The organism is Herbiconiux dendrobii, from assembly GCF_052048175.1.
In the GTDB taxonomy this organism is placed as follows: Bacteria; Actinomycetota; Actinomycetes; order Actinomycetales; family Microbacteriaceae; genus Herbiconiux.
Genome location: NZ_JBLZQV010000002.1, coordinates 437,715 through 455,046 on the forward strand (window position 1 = coordinate 437,715; position 17,332 = coordinate 455,046).

17 protein-coding genes and 3 tRNA genes are annotated in these 17,332 nt (G+C 69.3%); 12 read left to right on the forward strand and 8 right to left on the reverse strand.

The genetic code is table 11. The annotated features are described in order from the left end of the window. Positions 1-96: 96 nt before the first annotated feature. Both ACN4JJ_RS06960 and ACN4JJ_RS06965 read left to right on the forward strand, forming a co-directional pair. Positions 97-1,425, forward strand: coding sequence for a coiled-coil domain-containing protein (locus ACN4JJ_RS06960; protein WP_440709189.1), 1,329 nt, complete (start codon positions 97-99; stop codon positions 1,423-1,425). Between the two features lie 53 nt (positions 1,426-1,478). Further along, positions 1,479-2,249, forward strand: a complete 771-nt coding sequence (locus ACN4JJ_RS06965) for an alpha/beta hydrolase (RefSeq protein ID WP_440709190.1) — start codon at positions 1,479-1,481, stop codon at positions 2,247-2,249. A gap of 104 nt (positions 2,250-2,353) precedes the next feature. Here the strand turns inward: ACN4JJ_RS06965 and ACN4JJ_RS06970 are convergent. Beyond that, positions 2,354-2,437: transfer RNA gene (locus tag ACN4JJ_RS06970), tRNA-Leu, on the reverse strand. A 187-nt stretch (positions 2,438-2,624) separates the two neighbouring features. Between ACN4JJ_RS06970 and ACN4JJ_RS06975 the strand changes: the two genes are divergently transcribed. The 8 genes from ACN4JJ_RS06975 to ACN4JJ_RS07010 all read left to right on the forward strand — a co-directional run bounded on the left by ACN4JJ_RS06975 (position 2,625) and on the right by ACN4JJ_RS07010 (position 12,693). Further along, the gene (locus ACN4JJ_RS06975; protein ID WP_440709191.1) at positions 2,625-3,377 is read left to right on the forward strand and encodes an FHA domain-containing protein; all 753 of its coding nucleotides are present in this window, start codon (positions 2,625-2,627) and stop codon (positions 3,375-3,377) included. An 8-nt stretch (positions 3,378-3,385) separates the two neighbouring features. Then, positions 3,386-4,003: an FHA domain-containing protein FhaB/FipA gene (locus ACN4JJ_RS06980; protein WP_440709192.1), complete on the forward strand. Its 618-nt coding sequence runs from the start codon at positions 3,386-3,388 to the stop codon at positions 4,001-4,003. 3 nt (positions 4,004-4,006) lie between these two features. Further along, positions 4,007-5,356, forward strand: coding sequence for a PP2C family protein-serine/threonine phosphatase (locus tag ACN4JJ_RS06985; RefSeq protein WP_440709193.1), 1,350 nt, complete (start codon positions 4,007-4,009; stop codon positions 5,354-5,356). Beyond that, positions 5,353-6,750, forward strand: coding sequence for an FtsW/RodA/SpoVE family cell cycle protein (locus tag ACN4JJ_RS06990; protein WP_440709194.1), 1,398 nt, complete (start codon positions 5,353-5,355; stop codon positions 6,748-6,750). Before ACN4JJ_RS06985 ends, ACN4JJ_RS06990 begins: the two co-directional genes overlap by 4 nt. 4 nt (positions 6,751-6,754) lie before the next feature. Next, entirely contained in the window at positions 6,755-8,206 is a 1,452-nt protein-coding gene (locus tag ACN4JJ_RS06995) for a peptidoglycan D,D-transpeptidase FtsI family protein (protein WP_440709195.1), read from the forward strand. Then, a complete protein-coding gene (locus ACN4JJ_RS07000; RefSeq protein WP_440709196.1) occupies positions 8,203-9,957 on the forward strand; it encodes a serine/threonine-protein kinase in 1,755 nt (584 codons plus the stop codon). The genes ACN4JJ_RS06995 and ACN4JJ_RS07000 overlap by 4 nt, the downstream gene beginning before the upstream one ends. Before the next feature lie 106 nt (positions 9,958-10,063). Beyond that, entirely contained in the window at positions 10,064-11,764 is a 1,701-nt protein-coding gene (gene pknB, locus ACN4JJ_RS07005) for a Stk1 family PASTA domain-containing Ser/Thr kinase (protein ID WP_440709197.1), read from the forward strand. 89 nt (positions 11,765-11,853) lie between these two features. Then, a complete protein-coding gene (locus tag ACN4JJ_RS07010; RefSeq protein WP_440709198.1) occupies positions 11,854-12,693 on the forward strand; it encodes a hypothetical protein in 840 nt (279 codons plus the stop codon). Here the strand turns inward: ACN4JJ_RS07010 and ACN4JJ_RS07015 are convergent. The 3 genes from ACN4JJ_RS07015 to ACN4JJ_RS07025 are packed head-to-tail and all read right to left on the reverse strand — an operon-like array spanning position 12,690 to position 14,311. Beyond that, positions 12,690-13,334 (reverse strand): anthranilate synthase component II, encoded by a 645-nt coding sequence (locus ACN4JJ_RS07015; protein ID WP_440709199.1) that lies wholly within the window; start codon positions 13,332-13,334, stop codon positions 12,690-12,692. The two genes, ACN4JJ_RS07010 and ACN4JJ_RS07015, sit on opposite strands and share 4 nt — an antisense overlap. Then, entirely contained in the window at positions 13,331-13,492 is a 162-nt protein-coding gene (locus ACN4JJ_RS07020) for a hypothetical protein (protein WP_440709200.1), read from the reverse strand. Before ACN4JJ_RS07020 ends, ACN4JJ_RS07015 begins: the two co-directional genes overlap by 4 nt. A gap of 3 nt (positions 13,493-13,495) precedes the next feature. Continuing rightward, entirely contained in the window at positions 13,496-14,311 is an 816-nt protein-coding gene (locus ACN4JJ_RS07025; protein ID WP_440709201.1) for a class E sortase, read from the reverse strand. 102 nt (positions 14,312-14,413) lie between these two features. On the opposite strand from ACN4JJ_RS07025, the gene ACN4JJ_RS07030 reads away from it, so the two are divergent. Beyond that, positions 14,414-14,683 (forward strand): cell division protein CrgA, encoded by a 270-nt coding sequence (locus ACN4JJ_RS07030; protein WP_291050022.1) that lies wholly within the window; start codon positions 14,414-14,416, stop codon positions 14,681-14,683. 141 nt (positions 14,684-14,824) lie between these two features. On the opposite strand, the gene ACN4JJ_RS07035 is transcribed toward ACN4JJ_RS07030, so the two are convergent. Continuing rightward, positions 14,825-15,670 (reverse strand): rhomboid family intramembrane serine protease, encoded by an 846-nt coding sequence (locus ACN4JJ_RS07035; protein WP_440709202.1) that lies wholly within the window; start codon positions 15,668-15,670, stop codon positions 14,825-14,827. A 58-nt stretch (positions 15,671-15,728) separates the two neighbouring features. Next, the gene (locus ACN4JJ_RS07040; protein ID WP_440709203.1) at positions 15,729-16,268 is read right to left on the reverse strand and encodes a peptidylprolyl isomerase; all 540 of its coding nucleotides are present in this window, start codon (positions 16,266-16,268) and stop codon (positions 15,729-15,731) included. A 142-nt stretch (positions 16,269-16,410) separates the two neighbouring features. On the opposite strand from ACN4JJ_RS07040, the gene ACN4JJ_RS07045 reads away from it, so the two are divergent. Next, complete coding sequence (locus tag ACN4JJ_RS07045) at positions 16,411-16,962, forward strand: hypothetical protein (RefSeq protein ID WP_440709204.1); 552 nt, start codon at positions 16,411-16,413, stop codon at positions 16,960-16,962. A gap of 120 nt (positions 16,963-17,082) precedes the next feature. Here the strand turns inward: ACN4JJ_RS07045 and ACN4JJ_RS07050 are convergent. Further along, positions 17,083-17,155: transfer RNA gene (locus ACN4JJ_RS07050), tRNA-Ala, on the reverse strand. A gap of 59 nt (positions 17,156-17,214) precedes the next feature. After that, a tRNA-Ile gene (locus ACN4JJ_RS07055) sits at positions 17,215-17,288 on the reverse strand. Positions 17,289-17,332: the final 44 nt, after the last annotated feature.

The window sequence follows — 17,332 nt, forward strand, 5'->3', positions numbered from 1 at the left end:
CCGGCTGCGTTATGAGCAATCTCTACTCAGCGCGCGGCGCATCCGCCCGGCCCGACGACCAGCCCGCGCCCATCCGCACTCCCTACGATGGGTGGCATGGGTGACTTCTCCCTCCTCCCCAGCCTCGTGGTGTTCGCGGGGGTGATCGCCGCCCTGGTCGTCGGCGCCACGCTGCTGCGCCGCCGCAGCCGGCGTCTCGGCCGACCGGTACCGGGCCGGCTCAGCCGCGATCCGGCGGCTCCCGCGCCGGGTGGCGGCGCCCCCGTGCGCCTGCCGGTCGACGAACTCGTCAAGCGCGCCAGCATCCAGCTCGTGCAGATGGACGACGCCCTGCGCGAGGCCGCCGACGAGATCGAGTTCACCCGGGCCGAGTTCGGTGACGCCGCCGCGACGGAGTTCGCCGAGGCCCTCGACACGGCCCGCCGGCGCGCGTCCGAGGCCTTCGCTCTGCGGCAGCGGCTCGACGACTCCGTGCCCGACACCGAGCAGCAGCAGAGGGACTGGAGCAAGCGCATCCTGAGCCTCAGCGATTCCGCGCTCGCACTGGTGACGGCGCAGTCCCGGAGCATCCAGGATCGGCGGCGCGACGAGACCTCCGCCCCCGCCGCCCTCGCCCGGGCGCGCTCCGCGATCGTCGCCGGGCGTGCCCGGCTGCCCGAGTCCCGAGCCACCCTGTCCGAGCTGGCCGATGCCTATGCGAGCACGGCGATCGCCCCGGTGACGGATGCCGCGGCCGAGGCCGAAGCGGCCTTCGATGCGGCCGACGCGGAGCTGACCGGGCTGGAGCAGAGCCTGGCCGCGAACGCGCTCGCCCCCGTCGCCCGCCCCGTGCAGCAGGCCGAGTCGGCGGTGCGCCGCGCTCTGGCCCGGCTGGACGGCGTCGAGCGGATGCGCCAGGGACTGCGCGAGGCGCGGGTCGCCCGCGAGTCGGCGCTGAGCGCCGCCGGAGCCCAGCGCACCGAGGCGGCCCGCCTGCGCGACACGGTCGAGGATGCGGCGGCCGCCGAGCGGATCACCGCCGCCTCCGCCGCCCTGGAGGCAGCCGTCGACACCGCGCGTGCGCGCACCGCCGCGGATCCCGTCGCCGACGTCGACGCCCTCGCGGCCGCGGCCGCCCACCTGGACGAGACGCTGGCCGTCGCCCGCACCGCGCAGCAGCGGCTGGACTCGGCTCGCTCGGCACTGGTGGGCGCCATCGCGATCGCCGAGAGCCACATCCGCACCGCCGACGACGCGATCGCCTCGGGTCGTGGCCGGGTGGGGACGGATGCGCGCACGCGGCTCGCCGCCGCCCGTCATGAGCTCGAGCTGGCGCGACAGGAGGCCGATCCGGTGGCCGCGCTCGACGGAGCACGCCGGGCCGCCACCCGGGCGACGGATGCCGACGCGCTGGCCCGCTACGACCTCCAGGGACTCGGCCGCTGACGCCGATACCCGGCGACGCCGCGGACGTCGGCACCCGGGGATAGGGTCGAAGCGTGACCGACGCCGCATCCTCACCCGTCCGCCGCCGGCATCCGGTCGCCCGCCGCATCGGGGCCGCGGCCCTCGCACTGCTCGTGCTCCTGGTGCTGGCCGTCGTGGGGTTCCTGGCCGACGCCCACATCACCTATGCCGCGGAGCGCGATCCGGTGCTCGCGCTGGCCGAGAACCCGGCGGTCGACGTGCAGTACAGCTACGGCTCGGTCGTGCTCTCCCCCACCGGCGAGGCGAACGGCGTGGGTCTGGTCTTCCTGGCCGGGGCCAAGGTCGATCCGCTCGCCTACGCCGAGAAGCTGAGCGGCGCCGTCGAGGCCGGCAGCACCGTGGTGATCGTGCGCCCGCTCGCCAACTACGCGATCCTGGAGTGGCGCCCGATCGGTGATTTCACCGCCCTCGCGCCGGGCGTCGAGACCTGGTACGTCGGCGGCCACTCGCTCGGCGGTGTGAAGGCGTGCCAGTACGCCGGCGACGACGCGATCGCGGGCCTCGTGCTCTTCGGCTCGTACTGCGCGGGCGACGCCTCCGGCCTCGGCAAGCCGGTGCTGTCGATCTCGGCGAGCAACGACGGCCTCAGCACCCCCGCCAAGATCGAGGCCTCCCGCACCCAGCTGCCCGCCGACACCGACTTCGTCGTCATCGAGGGCGCGAACCACGCCCAGTTCGGCGACTACGGCCCCCAGCCCGGCGACGGCGTCTCGACCACCCCCGACCCCCAGGTGCGCGCCGACATCACCGCCGCCCTCGACCCCTTCCTCGCGAAACACTGACCCGAACCGACAGAGCCTGAGAAGCGCGGCAGAAGCACGAGGAGCCGCAAAAGGAGAAGGGCCCGAACTCCCTGGTACTCCGGGAAGTCGGACCCTTGCGTTCGTGCGCGAGGGGGGACTTGAACCCCCACGCCCTTGCGGGCACTGGCACCTGAAGCCAGCGCGTCTGCCAATTCCGCCACTCGCGCGAACTAGGAGAGATTAGCACGACGGATGCGATGGTCGCGAACCGGGGCGCCGGAACCGTCCCGGAGGCGTCTTCGGGTGCGCCCGGAGGGGCAATAAAGGGGCGCCCTCAGGTGCCCCTTAGGTGGATTGTCACGCAAGGCAAGTAACATCATCGGAGCAGTGCCGGGAGAATGGGAACGATCTGACGTGGGAATACTGGACAACTTCGAGAAGGGTCTCGAGCGCGCCGTCAACGGCGCTTTCGCGAAGACCTTCCGCTCGGGGCTCCAGCCGGTCGAGATCTCGTCGGCCCTGAAGCGCGAGCTCGACACCACGGCGGCCGTGGTCTCGCGCGACCGGATCCTGGTTCCCAACAGCTTCCGGGTTCTGCTCGCGCCGGCCGATCTGCAGCGCATGACGGGCATCGGCCAGGCCCTCATCGACGACCTGCTCCAGATCGTCACCCAGCACGCGGCCCAGCAGGGCTTCCAATTCGCCGGCGCCGTCTCGATCGAGCTCGAGAACGACGCGAAGCTCACCACCGGCGTGGTGCGGATCGAGTCCTCCACCGTGCAGGGCAACGTCACCTGGACGCCGGTTCTCGACGTCGCCGGCCAGCGGCATCCGATCACCAAGTCGCGTACCGTCATCGGCCGCGGCAGCGACGCCGACATCACCATCGACGACTCCGGCACCTCGCGCAAGCACGTCGAGATCCTCTGGGACGGCTCTCACGCCCAGGCGCGTGATCTCGGCAGCACCAACGGCTCGCAGTTGAACGGTCAGGCCTTCCAGCGCGCCAATCTCGAGCCCGACTCGGTCATCCTGATCGGCCGCACGAGCATCGTCTTCCGGGTGGTGCCGCAGACCGGCGCGCGGGGGTCGGGCCCCGCCGGAGCCGGAGCCGGCTCCGCCTCCGACGGTCGGCCTCAGGCCGATCCGGGCGGGTTCTGGCGGTAGGCGGCGACATGAGCGAACTGACACTCCTCATCCTGCAGCTCGCCTTCCTGGCGCTGCTCTGGGTGTTCATCTTCATCGTGGTCTACGCGATGCGGTCCGACCTGTTCGGCCAGCGTGTGCGCAAGCTGCGCGAGGCCCCGGCGGCCACGGCGGGAGCGGCATCCGGCGCAGCCCAGCCGTCCGTACCCGCAGGAGCCGGAGCAGGAGCGGGAGCAGCAGCGAACGCAGCCGCCGCCGCCGCGCCGGCCGCCCCCGCTCCCCCGGCCCCCAAGGTGCCCACCTTCGTCCCCGCCCCCGGCACCGAGCTGAGCGGCCCGCCGCACGCCAGCACGGCCAACGCCCGGCGCCTGGTCATCACCTCCGGCGCCAAGGCCGGCAGTGAGATCCCGCTCGGCACCGAGCCGCTCACGATCGGCCGCTCCTCCGACTCCAGCGTCGTCATCCGCGACGACTACACCTCCACGCACCACGCCCGCCTGATGGTGTGGAGCGAGGAGTGGGTCATCCAAGACCTCGACTCCACGAACGGCACGTTCCTCGACGGCCAGCGGGTCACCTCACCCACCCACGTGCCCCTGAACACGCCGATCCGAATCGGAGCCACGAGCTTCGAGCTGCGGCGGTAGCCCATGGCGATCGTGACCGTGAGCGCGGCCGTCTCCCACGTCGGCAAGATCCGCTCCAACAACCAGGACTCCGGGTACGCCGGCGAGACCCTCTTCGCCGTGGCCGACGGGATGGGCGGTCACGCGGGCGGCGACGTCGCCAGTGCCCTGGCCCTGAAGCGTCTGGTCGAGATCGACGGTCAGTACACCTCGGCGGTCGACGCCGAGTTCGCCCTGCAGGAGGCCATCGTCGCGGCGAACGCCGTGCTCACCGAGACCGTGTACGAGCATCCGGAGCTCACCGGCATGGGCACCACGCTCAGCGCGCTGGTGCGGGTGGGCCAGAGCGTCGCCCTCGCCCACATCGGCGACTCCCGGGTCTACCGCCTGCGCGACGAGGCGCTCACCCAGATCACCATCGACCACACCTTCGTGCAGCGCCTGGTCGACTCCGGCCGCATCACACCCGAGGAGGCGAAGACCCACCCGCGCCGCTCGGTGCTGATGCGCGTGCTCGGCGACGTCGACGCGGCCCCCGAGGTCGATCTGCAGGTGATGGACACCCGCCCCGGCGATCGCTGGATGCTCTGCTCCGACGGCCTCTCCGGCGTCGTCGAGCCGGAAGACATCGAGAAGATCCTGGGCAGCAACATCCAGCCGAAGGATGCCGCGAACGCCCTGGTCAAGGCCAGTCTCGACCACGGGGCCCCCGACAACGTCACTGTCGTGGTGGTGGACGTGCACCAGTCGATCGAGACGCCGGAGGCGAGCCCCGTGATGGTCGGCTCGGCCGCGCATCCGATCGCTTTCGAGCAGCAGCCGGGCCGACGCTCCTCCCGCCCCGGCCTCCGCCTGCACCGCACCCCCGCGGTCAGCCACTTCGAGGCCGAGTCGGACGACTACCTCGACGAGCTCATCGAAGAAGACCGCCGCCGCAGCCGCCGCCGCAAGGTCACCTGGCTGGTCGGCGCCCTGGTCGTGCTCGCCCTGATCGCCGTGGGCCTATACGCCGGCTACCGCTGGACGCAGACCCGCTACTACGTGGGCAGCTCCGACGGCACGGTCGCCATCTTCCAGGGCATCCAGCAGAGCGTCGGCCCGATCGAGCTCTCGCACGTCTTCCAGGAGACCGACATCACCACCGAGGTGCTGCCGCCGTACACCCAGCGCCAGGTGGAGAACACCATCAGCGCCGACTCCGTCACCGCGGCGCTGGAGATCGTGAAGCGGCTGAGCGACGCGGCGGCCACCGGCACCGAGACCCAGCTGGGGGCCGACGGATCGGCGACCCCCGCGCCCACCGGCACCGCCACGCCCACCCCCGGTTCGACGCCCGCCCCCACGACCGCGCCCGCTCCCGGGACGGGCCAGTGACGAACGCCGTCGCCCCCGCGGCCGCCGAGCCCGCCCCCGCCACGCCGGACAGGGGCATCCGGCGCATCCGGGTGCCGCAGAAGCTGCGCAACCTGGAGCTCTTCCTGCTGCTGTTCGTCTGCGCTGTGAACGCCTTCGCGGTGGTGCTCGTGCAGTTCGGCGCGCTCGGCTACGCCGACATGACGGTGTTCACGCTCGGCGCGGGTCTCGCGGTGCTGGTGCTCGGCATGCACATCGCCCTGCGCTTCGTGGCCACGAACGCCGATCCGTTCATCCTGCCGATCGCGGCACTGCTGAACGGCATCGGCATCGCGATGATCTACCGCATCGACATCGCCGAGAAGCTCACCGGCTGGGAGAGCACGGCCGTCCGCCAGGTCGTCTGGAGCGGTCTGGCCATCGCGCTCGCGCTCGTGGTGATCGTCGTCATCCGCAACCACCGGGTGCTGCAGCGCTACACCTACCTGGCCATGCTGGTGGCCGCCCTCCTGCTCCTGCTGCCGATGCTGCCGGTGATCGGGCAGGAGATCAACGGCGCACGGGTGTGGATCCACGTCGGCCAGTTCTCGTTCCAGCCCGGAGAGGTGGCGAAGATCGCCCTCGCCGTGTTCTTCGCGGGCTACCTGGTGTCGCGGCGCGACAGCCTCTCGATGGTAGGCACCAAGGTGCTCGGGATGCGGTTCCCTCGGGCGCGCGACCTCGGGCCGATCCTCGTGCTCTGGGCGCTGTCGATGTCGATCATCATCTTCCAGCGCGACCTCGGCACGGCGCTGCTCTACTTCGGCCTGTTCGTGGTGATGATCTACGTCTCCACCGGCCGCGCCAGCTGGGTGGTGCTCGGCGTCGGGCTCTTCCTCGCCGGCGCCGTGATCGCCGGTCAGGTGCTGGTCTACGTCAACGACCGCTTCACCAACTGGCTGGATGCGCTGAACCCGGCGATCTACGACGCCCAGGGCGGCAGCTACCAGCTCGTGCAGGGCCTGTTCGGCCTGGCCAACGGCGGCCTGATCGGCACCGGTCTCGGCGAAGGCCGGCCCGACATCACCCCGCTCGCGCAGAGCGACTACATCATCGCCTCGCTCGGCGAAGAGCTCGGTCTCGCGGGCATGTTCGCCATCCTGGCGCTCTACCTGCTGTTCATCTCGCGCGGGTTCCGGATCAGCTTCGCGGGGCAGGACGACTTCGGCCGACTGCTCGGCGTGGGCCTCTCGTTCACGGTGGCGCTGCAGTGCTTCATCGTGATCGGCGGCGTCACCCGGGTCATCCCGCTGACCGGCCTCACGGCCCCGTTCATGGCGGCCGGCGGATCGTCGCTGGTGGCCAACTGGATCATCGTCGCGCTGCTGCTGCGCCTGTCGGACACAGTCCGCAATCAGCCAAGGCTGGTGATCTAGAGCCGTGACCCGAGAACTCAAACGCGTGAGCATCGTGGTCTTCGCGATGTTCCTCACCCTGCTCGTGTCCACCACGATCATCCAGTTCTTCCAGGCGGATGCTCTCGCGAGCGACGCCCGGAACGCCCGCACCATCTACGCCAGCTACGACACCGAGCGCGGCCCGATCCTGGTCGACGGCCAGCCGATCGCCGTCTCGGTGCCCACGAACGACGAGTTCAAGTACCAGCGCAGCTATCCGCAGGGACCGCTCTACAGCGCGGTCACCGGGTACTACACGCTGGGCCAGGGCTCGAGCCAGATCGAGCAGGCGATGAACGACTACCTCTCGGGCACCTCGAACTCCCAGTTCCTCGACTACCTCAACCGCCTGGTCACCGGCCAGAACCCGCAGGGCGCCTCCGTGGAGCTCACGATCGACCCCGTGGTGCAGCAGGCGGCCTACGACGCGCTCGGCAGCTACCAGGGCGCGGTCGTGGCGATCGAGCCCTCGACCGGGCGCATCCTGGCCATGGTCTCCAAGCCCGACTACGACCCCAACACGCTCGCCGCGCACGACACGCAGCAGGTGCTCGACACCTACGACACCCTGCTGGCGGCCGACGGCGATCCGCTGATCAACAAGACCATCAACGACCTGAACCCTCCCGGCTCGACCTTCAAGATCGTCACCACCTCGGCGGCGCTGCAGAACGCGGGGCTCGATGTGAACCACACCGAACCGAACCTCGCACGCCTGCCGCTCCCCGGCAGCGACTCCACCGTCGCCAACGCCGGCGGCGGAACCTGCGGCGGTGGCGACAGCGTCAGCATCCGCACCGCCTTCGTGCTCTCCTGCAACATCCCGATGGCCGAGCTCGGCATGGAGATGGGCGAGACCCCGCTGGCCGACATGGCGAAGGCCTTCGGTTTCGGCAGCGAGCTGTCGGTGCCGATGGATGTCTCCACCAGCGTGTACCCCCGCGGACTCGACGACGCACAGCTCGCGCTCTCGGCCTTCGGCCAGGGCAGCGACACGGCCACCCCGCTGCAGATCGCGATGCTCTCGGCCGCGGTCGCGAACGGAGGAACGCTGATGACCCCGAACTTGGTGGACGAGATCCGAGCCCCGGATCTGAGCCTTCTGCAGGGCTTCGAAGCGAAGGAGTTCGGCACTCCGCTGACTTCTATAACAGCTTCGACACTTTCGGATCTGATGGTCGAGGCAGTCGATTCCGGCGCAGCGACTAATGCAAGAATAGACGGAGTCAGTGTGGCCGGTAAGACCGGAACTGCGGAGAACGGGGAGGGCGATCCCTACACGCTGTGGTTCACCGGTTTTGCTCCCGCCGACAACCCTCGGGTAGCCGTCGCAGTGGTCGTAGAAGATGGTGGTGGGTTGGGTCAATCCGGTTCAGGCAACGAATTGGCCGCACCGATCGCAAAACGAGTACTAGAGGCGGTGCTGAGTAAATGAGACCCACAGCAGGGGTGACCTTCGGTGGCCGGTACGAACTTTCGAGCCGGATCGCGATCGGCGGCATGGGCGAGGTCTGGCAGGCCACCGACCTCGTGATCGGGCGCACCGTCGCCATCAAGATCCTGAAAGACGAGTACCTGGGCGACCCGGGCTTCCTCGAGCGCTTCCGCGCCGAGGCCCGCCACGCCGCGCTCGTCAACCACGAGGGCATCGCCAACGTCTTCGACTACGGCGAAGAAGAGGGCAGCGCCTACCTCGTGATGGAGCTCGTGCCCGGCGAGGCGCTCTCCACCATCCTCGAGCGCGAGCACGTGCTGTCGACGGATCGCGTACTCGACATCGTGGCCCAGACCGCGCTCGCCCTGCAGGCCGCGCACGCTGCGGGCCTCGTGCACCGCGACATCAAGCCGGGCAACCTGCTGATCACGCCCGACGGCCGCGTCAAGATCACCGACTTCGGTATCGCCCGGATCGCCGACCAGGTGCCGCTCACGGCCACCGGTCAGGTGATGGGCACGGTGCAGTACCTCTCCCCCGAGCAGGCCAGCGGCCAGCCCGCCTCGCCGACGACCGACATCTACTCGCTCGGCATCGTGGCGTACGAGTGCCTCGCCGGCAAGCGCCCCTTCACGGGGGAGTCGCAGGTCGCCATCGCGATGGCGCAGATCAACGAGGCCCCGCCCGAACTGCCGGTCACGGTGGCCGAGCCGGTGCGCAACCTCGTGCTCTCGTGCATCGCCAAGAAGCCGGCCGACCGGCCGTCCTCCACCGGCAACCTCGCCCGCGCGGCGATGGCCCTGCGCCGCGGCGACATCGCCTCGGCCGCGGCCGCCGTGCCGGCCGTGCTCGGCAACGAGCCGCTCCCGCCCACCATGGCCACCCAGCTGATGCCGGCCGCGGGTGCCACGCAGGCCACGACCGTGCTGCAGGCCCCGGGCGCCGCATCCGCTCAGCCCGTTCCCACGCCGGTCGGCACCGAGGTGGCCGAGGACGAGCCGAAGAAGCGCTCGCCCTGGACCTGGCCGCTGATCGTGCTGATCATCATCCTGGCCCTGGTGCTCGTCGGAACGATCGTGGCGCTCGTGCTGCAGGGCGGCAACAGCGCGGCCCCGGTCACCACCCCGGCCACGAGCTCGACGCCCACGCCGGTTCCCACCTCGAACACACCCACCCCGACGCCGAGCGCGACGACCGTCGCCATCACCGAGGCCGAGCTCAAGGGCAAGTCCTTCGACGAGGCCGCCGCCATCCTGTCGCAGAAGGGCCTGAGCGCCGCTCGCGCCGTCGGCAACGCGGCGCCGGCGGCCGACCAGGTCGACTTCGTCTACCAGGCCTCGCCGGTGGGCAACCTCGCGCCGGGCGCCACCGTCACCCTCACGGTCTACGGCGACGTGATCGTGCCCACCTCCCCCTCCTCGGCGCCCACCGGCGGCAGCGGGGTCACCAGCGGCAGCGTGATCGCCAGCCAGGGCTTCGAGGTCACCTGGCCGAGCTACAGCTGCCCCTCGGGCACCACGCTCGACGGCTACACGGTCAACGCCACCGGTGCCACCCTGCAGACGCAGTCAGGAACCTCGGCGGGCTTCACCGCCGGTGCCGCGGGTACGCCGATCGAGATCAGCTACAGCGTGAGCTGCTCGGGATCGGCCTCCGGCAACTCGCCGGTGCTGAGCCTCAGCACCGGCGCCGGGCCCACCAGCAGCGCCAACCCCGGCAACGGGAACGGCAACGGCGGAAACGACGACTGACCCGGATCCCCTCCGGCGACGGCTCCCCGACCCAACCCAATTCGCTTCCCTTCCCTTCCCACGACGAGCGACCCGAGGCTCACCCCACGATCCAGGAGCAGCAACAGTGACCGACGACAACCGTCTCCTCGCCGGGAGGTATCGCCTCGGCGAGCTCATCGGCCGCGGGGGGATGTCGAACGTGTACTCCGGCCGTGACGAGCGACTCGGGCGCCAGGTGGCCATCAAGCTGCTGAAGTCGTCGCTGGCCGGCGACCCGGTGTTCCGCACCCGCTTCCGGCAGGAGGCGCAGGCCGCGTCGCGGATGGCGCATCCGACGATCGTGCGCGTCTTCGACGCCGGCGAGGAGCGGGTGGCCGAGGCCGGGGGCTTCGAGGGCATCGTGCCCTTCATCGTGATGGAGTTCGTCGAGGGCAAGCTGCTCAAAGACCTGATCCGCGAGGGTCCGGTCGACTCGGCCGAGGCCATCCGCATCACCGAGGGCATCCTCACGGCGCTGGAGTACTCGCACCGCGCCGGCGTGGTGCACCGCGACATCAAGCCCGGCAACGTGATGGTCACGCACGGCGGTCAGGTCAAGGTGATGGACTTCGGCATCGCCCGGGCCATCTCCGACTCCTCCGCCACGGTCGCGCAGACCACCGCCATCCTCGGCACGGCGCAGTACTTCTCGCCGGAGCAGGCGCGCGGTGAATCCGTCGACGCCCGCACCGACCTCTACTCCACCGGAGTGGTGCTGTTCGAGATGCTCACCGGCGAGCCGCCCTTCAAGGGCGAGACCCCGGTCGCCGTCGCGTACCAGCACGTCAGCGAGATGCCGGTCGCTCCCTCGAGCATCAACCCGCTGGTCTCGCCGGCGATCGATCAGGTCGTGCTGCACGCCCTGGCCAAGGACCGCTTCACCCGCTTCCAGAGCGCAGTCGAGTTCCGCGCCGACCTCGAGGTGGCCGGTGCGGGCAAGATCCCGTCCAAGCGCCTGCCGGCCGACGACTTCCAGTCCTCGCTCTTCGGCGCCCCGCCGAGCCTCGCCCAGGGCAACGAGTCCGCCCTCACGCAGCTCGCCGGCGACGACGAGTACACCGTGCGCACGCAGTCCCGCCCGCCCGTGGTGTGGATCTGGGCCGGTATCGCCTCCGTGGCCGTGATCCTGGTGGCCATCGTGTTCTGGGTGCTCACCCTGCAGCCGACGAATGCTCTGCCCGACACCTCGAGGCAGATCCCCACGGTCACCGGCCAGACCTTCGATGCGGCGGATGCCACGCTGCAGCAGCTCGACCTGGTGACGGCCCGCTTCGAGGTGTTCAGCGACAGCATCCCCGAGGGCCAGGTCGTCGAGACCGATCCCGCGGCCGGCACCATCGTGAGCCCGGGCACCGTCATCGAGGTGCACGTCTCCAAGGGCAAGGAGGCGGTGGCCGTACCGACCCTCACCGGCAAGAGCGTGGCCGATGCCACCGCGGCCATCACGGCGGCACGACTGACCGTCGGGCAGACCATCAAAGAGAACTCCAAAGACGCGCCGGCCGATTCCGTGATCCGCACGGATCCGGAGGGTGCCAGCCAGGCTTTCGCGGGAGACACGATCAACATCATCGTCTCCAGCGGGATGGTCGACGTGCCGGATGTCACGGGCAAGCCCATCGCCGACGCGAACAACGAGCTGCAGAACAGCCTGCTCACGGTGACCTGGGTGGCCGATCCCGGCTGCAAGGCGCAGGCCGACAACCCGGTGACGCGTCAGTCGATCGCGGCGGGCGATGCTCTGCAGAAGTCGGAGATCAGCCTGACCTACTGCACCGGCACCTGATCAGGCCTCGACCGGACAGCATCCTCGCCAAGCTCGGCGCTCGTCTTCTAGTGGACGTCGATCGCGACAGCGTCGCGATGGGCGACGACATGGCGTCCCATGCGTATCGCCGGTCGTTCCGGAGCGGCACGCGACTCGCCGGGGTGCTCGAGGCGACGCATCCGGAGATCCACAGCCGCGGATGGTCCTGGGTCGCGGTCGTCGACGGCACCGTGTCGGCGGTGTGGTCGGTGGACCTGGGCGTGCGGCTCCTGGTCGACAACCGCCGGCTGCGGGCAGGCGCCTCTCCCCTGCCGGTGGTCTTCCGCTACTTCGTGCAGATCGACCCGCAGTGGCTGCACGAGCGGCTGGCAGCGGGAGCTCCCGCCGACCGGGACGCCCTGAGCGCGGAGTACGCGCCGATCGCCGCCGAGCGTCTGGAGCAGGAACAGCGCCGGCGAGAGCGTGAGGTTCCGGAGAGGCTGTTGTCGGCCGTCTGCATCGAGGCCCTCGAACGCCTCGGCGCGAGGATCGACCTGCATTCGGACACGCGCTGTCGATTCGACGCCCACGGCGAGCGCTGGATCGTCGTGCGTTCGGACACGATGACGCTCGTCCACCATGGGGAGAATCCGGGACCGATCGCGTCCCTCCGCCCCCGCGCCTTCGCCGAGGTCTGGCTCGCGTCGGCGGTCGGTGCGCGCGGGCGGGAGAAGGACGGGCTCCCTCCGCTGCCCTCCCCGGTGCCGGATCAGGGCCCACCACTGCGGTCGATGACATCGTGGCCGCCCGGGAGAGAGCGCTGGTCGGCGACCGGGGACGACGGTTTCGTCGCTCAGCTCTCCGGCGAGGATGCCGTGGCCTGGTACCGATTCGCGTTCGGGCGCACGCTCGACGAGATCGTCGAAGCGCTCACCGGGCCGGGATGGCCCTCCGCTGCGGACGGCTAGGCCTGGGCGGTGCGCAGCAGCGGGTTGAGCGTGGCGGCCTTGGCCGGGGCGTCGTCGAGGCCGGCGGTGGCCAGCCAGTTGCCGAGCATCCGGTAGCCGCCCTCGGTGAGCACCGACTCGGGGTGGAACTGCACGCCGTACACGGGCGCTTCGGCGTGACGGAGCCCCATGATGACGCCGCCTTCGGTGCGGGCCGTCACCACGAGGGTGTCGGGCACCGTGCCGTCGACCACGGCGAGTGAGTGGTACCGGGTGGCGGTGAAGCCGTCGGGCACCCCGTCGTAGAACGGGCTGTCGTCGTGGCGGATGACCGAGGTCTTGCCGTGCATGAGCTCTTCGGCGTTCGTGACCGTGGCGCCCATCGCCTCGGCGATCGCCTGATGGCCGAGGCACACGCCCAGCAGCGGCTTCTGTGCGTCGAGTGCCGCGAAGACGACGGGGATCGACACTCCCGCCTCCGACGGCTTGCCGGGACCGGGCGAGAGCAGCACCGCATCGTACCCGGCGATCGTCTCGGCTGCGTCGGCCGCGTCGAAGGCGTCGTTGCGCACCACGACGGTCTCGGCGCCCAACTGCTGCAGGTAGCCGTTGAGCGTGTAGACGAAGCTGTCGTAGTTGTCGACGACGAGGACGCGGGTCATTGGTCCACCGTGACATCCTGGGCCGGAGCGGTCAAATCGTCGATCCAGGGGAAGACCCAGAAGGCCAGCGCGTACAGAACGGCGACCACGAGCACCACCACGATCAGGATGCGCACCCACAACGGTCCGGGCAGGATGCGCCACAAGGCTGCGTACATGGTCTAGGCCCCCACGAGTCCGGCGATGGCGGCGGGCGCGCCGGCCGATCGCGGTGTGTAGTCGGTCAGCACGCCATAGGCGATGATGCGCTCCGAGGCGATGTAGAGCGGGTTGCAGCTGGTGAGCGTGATGATGCGGTCGACGGCCGTGGCATCCGGAACCTGGGGAACCTCGTCGATGACTCCGACGCCGAGGGGCGTCACGTACTCGGAGCTGCGGTAGGTGTACGTGTACCAGCCGTCTTGCGTCTCGATGTAGATGGGGTCGCCCACCTGCAGCTCGTTGATCTTGAGGAAGGGACTGCCCCAGCCGTCGCGATGCGCGGCGATGGCGAAGTTGCCGACCTGCCCCGGCATCTGCGTGGTGGTGTAGTGGCCGGCCCCGCCGTTGTTCAGCACGGTCTTCGGATCGACGCCTTCGGCGATGGTCTTCTTGAAGTCGCTGCCGAAGCGCGGCACGTACATCACCGCGAAGTCGTCGCCGGTACCGGGTTCGGAGCCGGCCGCCGGCGGCTCACCGTAGAGGAAGGTGCCTGCGGGCTCGGCACCGGTGCTCGCGCTCGGGGTGGGTGCGGCCGTCGGCGACTCCGCGGCCCAGTTCTGCGACAGCGACCCGGCATCCGAGGCCTGCTGGTTGTTGAGCATGATGCCGTTCAGCGAGAACTGCCAGCCCAGGAAGAGCAGCACCAGGACGCCGGCCGTGATCAGCAGCTCGCCGACCACGCCGATCGCCTTGGACACGGGACTGCGCTTGCGACGGCGGGGACGCATCGGGAGCGGTTCGGGCACGGCGTCGTGCGGGGCGGACGGCTCGCTCATGTCCACCATCCTAAAAGGTAATGGCTGTGCAGCCGCCCCGAGTGCGCAGCCTGTGGAGAACCGGTGGAGAACGCGTCGGCAAAGCCCGTTAGAATCATCGGCATGGCCCGAGACAAAGCATCCACGAAGGACGTCGCCCGCCGAAGCCGCGACGTTCAGCGCGCATCGAGCGACGAGTCCTCCGCGAACAACCCGAACCCGGTGTGGTTCAAGCCGGTGATGTTCGGGTTCATGATCGTCGGTCTGCTGTGGATCATCGTGTTCTACGTGTCACAGGGCCTGTTCCCCATCCCCGACCTCGGGAGCTGGAACATCCTGATCGGCTTCGGCATCGCCTTCATCGGCTTCATCATGACCACGCGCTGGCGCTGAGCCGCGCTTTCGACGACGCCCGCCCGGGGAAGAATTACACTGCTGTAATTATCCCCAATGTTAATAACCTTGTGGATAAGTCCACAGCTGTGGATAACCCTGTGGAATAGCTGCCGCGAGCAGGGTCCCGGATGGCGCAGATCAGACCAGCGCGCGGACGACCGTGATGGCCACCAGGGCGACGGCGACGGCCGCCACCAGCAGGATCTGCACGTTCTTCATCCGGATCGGACGCGTGCGCACGTAGATGAAGGCGATCAGCAGGCCGACCGCGAGGCCGCCGAGATGGGCCTGCCAGGAGACACCGGGAACGAAGAAACCGTACGCCAGGTTGATGCCCACGAGCACGACGAGCTGGATGCTGCTGCCCCCGAGGTGGCGGTTGATCACGAAGAACGCGCCCATCAGGCCGAAGATGGCCCCGGATGCGCCGACGACGGCGGAGAGCGGGCTCGCGAAGAGCACGACCGCGACCGAGCCGCCGAGACCCGAGATCAGATAGAGCGCCAGATAGCGCCAGCGGCCGAGGAGCCGCTCCAGGCCGCTGCCGAAGATGAACAGGGTGTACATGTTCAGCAGCAGGTGCAGGATCGAGCCGTGGGTGAACACCGACGTGATCATCCGCCACGGTTCGAACGGCGCCCCGACGGGGAGCACGTACGCCGGCGCGAACTGCAGCGCCGTCGTGACTCCCAGCCCGGGGATGGACTGCAGCAGGAACACCACGGCGCAGATCGCGATCAGCGCATACGTGACCACGGGAGCGCCCTGTCCCGTCAGGTTCCGCAGGAAGGCGGGCCGCCCGCGGTTCATCTTCGGTGCCGACCGGCGATCCTGAGCCGCGCACTCGACGCAGTGCACGCCGACCGCGGCCTGCACCTGGCAGTCGGGGCACACCGTGCGCCCGCAACGCTGGCAGAGGATGTAGCTCTGCCGGCCCGGATGCCGGTAGCAGTAGTTGTCGGGGTTGGCCGAGGCGCTGCTCATCGACGGGTCAGGATGCCGGAACGCGGAACGGGGACGGTGGAAACGGCTTGGGCCGGGCCTAGACCGCCTCGACGGTGACGCTCTCGAGCACCACGTCGTCCAGCGGACGGTCGTAGGCGTCGGTGGCCACACCGGCGAGCTTGTCGACGACGCGCTTGGAGGCGTCGTCGGCCACCTCGCCGAAGATGGTGTGCTTGCCCTGGAGCCAGCTGGTGTTGCCGACGGTGATGAAGAACTGCGAACCGTTGGTGCCCTTGCCGCCCTGGATGCCGGCGTTGGCCATCGCGAGGATGTAGGGCTCGTTGAAGTTCAGCTCGCCGTTGATCTCGTCGTCGAACCTGTAGCCCGGGCCACCGGTGCCGTTGCCGAGCGGGTCGCCGCCCTGGATCATGAAGCCGGGGATGATGCGGTGGAACACGATGCCGTCGTACAGCGGGGCGTTCGTGGGCTGGCCCGTCTTCGGGTCGGTCCACTCGATCTCGCCCGTGGCGAGGCCGACGAAGTTCTTGACGGTCTTAGGTGCCTGGTGACCGTACAGGTTGACCACGATCGGGCCGTGGTTGGTGGTGAGGGTAGCGACGTGCGTGTGTGCGGGCATGTCCCAATTGTGTCACACCGGCATCGGGCATCCAGTGAAGGTCCAGGCGATGCGAAGGCGATGATCAGTGGTGCGAACTACTCCGCTTCGGGATTGCGTGGCAAGATGACACTGACCGTGCTCTCGCCGATGGAGGTTTCTTATGAGTCTTTCCCGCAAGCGCCGCAAAGCGCTCACGCGCCTGAAGGGAACGGCAGAAGACCTGTGGGTCGACCAGCAGGACGTTCTCGACCGTGCCAACGCGATTCTGCGTGAGGCCGGGCGCCAGGCCAGCTTTCTGGCCGATGAAGAAGTGAAGCCCCGTGTGAAGACCGCTGTCGACAGCGGTGCGGTGGCCATCAGCCGTAAGGTCGCGGATGTGAAGGTGGCCGGCGAGACCGTCAAGCACCGTTTCGCCACCGACGTGCTGCCCGCGATCGCCGGTACCGTCGGCTCCGCCGCGGCGGTGCTGCAGTCCTCCAAGAACCCGGAGTTCGTGCAGCAGGCCGGCAAGCAGGTCTCCAAAGCCTCCAAGTCGCTGCAGAAGGCCGCTCCGAAGCCCGCGGGCTCGAAGGTCGGCCTCGTCTTCGCGATCAGCCTCGGCGTCGTCACCGCCGTGGGCCTCGGTTACGCCATCTGGCAGACCTTCCGCGCCGACGACGAGCTCTGGATCGCCGACGAGGACCCGGAGCCCGAGACCGACCCCGAGAGCTGACCACCAGCTCTCCCCAAGAAGAAAGGCCCCGCACAAACCGTGCGGGGCCTTTCTCGTCCCATGAAACCAGCCGTTAACGACGAAGAGGATGCGTGTACGCATCCTCTTCCCTAAGCGGAGTGGAGCCTGGGAGAATCGAACTCCCGACATCCTGCTTGCAAAGCAGGCGCTCTACCAACTGAGCTAAGGCCCCCCAAGAGATCTTGCGGACGAACCGCACCGATCTCCCGGAGATTTCTTGTGGATCTCTCGTGGGGCTACAAGGACTTGAACCTTGGACCTCTTCGTTATCAGCGAAGCGCTCTAACCGCCTGAGCTATAGCCCCGTCTTTTGACCAGAGACGAGACTACCTTACGGAAGCCCCGTTCT